This is a genomic window from Kitasatospora cheerisanensis KCTC 2395 (genome assembly GCF_000696185.1).
Classification (GTDB): Bacteria; Actinomycetota; Actinomycetes; order Streptomycetales; family Streptomycetaceae; genus Kitasatospora; species Kitasatospora cheerisanensis.
In genome coordinates this window covers 7,395,922-7,396,565 of record NZ_KK853997.1, presented here as the reverse complement: position 1 = coordinate 7,396,565, position 644 = coordinate 7,395,922, and the positions used below count along the sequence as shown (strand labels likewise).

Here is a 644-nt window from a genome sequence, read left to right as displayed (position 1 = left end):
GGCCGTGGCTGCCGCGGCCGGCGAGTTCGGTGCGGAAGAACGCGCGGCCCTGACGGTCGGTCAGCTGGCCGATCTCGTTCTGCCGGGCGAGCAGCGCGCCGGCGGGGGTGTCGGCGGAGGCCATGCCGGACTCGGTCCACAGGCCGGAGGTGAAGGCGACCTCGTCGTGGCCGCCGAGGGTGCGGGCGTGCGCGGCGGCGAGCATCAGGTACTCGTTGGCGGCGCCGTAGTCGGGTTCGCCGCGCAGGCCGATGAAGGCGGAGACGGAGCTGACGGCGCACCACAGGGCGGGCCGGCGGTCGCCGAACGCGGCGCGCAGGTGGGCGTGGCCGCGGACCTTGACGTCGCGGACGGCCCGGAAGTCGGCGAGCTTCTTGCGGGTGACGCCGGCGGAGCGGCCGAGGCCGGCGCCGTGCACCAGGACGTCGACCCGGCCCTCGACGGCGAGCACTTCCTCGACGGTCTTGCGGACGGCGCCCTCGTCGAGCACGTCGCACTGCCGGTAGTGCACCCGGCCGGGGCCGCACAGGGTCTCCAACTCGGCGATCACCCGGGCCCGTTCGGCCTGCTGGAGGGCGCGGTCGTGGCGGCGGCCGAGGTCGGCGGGGCTCTCGCCGGGGTGGCGGCGGCGAGGCGCGCAGCGC

The 644-nt window shown here is 76.9% G+C and carries 1 protein-coding gene; it reads right to left on the bottom strand.

All coding sequences use genetic code 11. The annotated features are described in order from the left end of the window. On the bottom strand, positions 1 to 644 hold a 644-nt coding region (locus tag KCH_RS33270; protein WP_157032471.1), incomplete at both ends, for an SDR family NAD(P)-dependent oxidoreductase.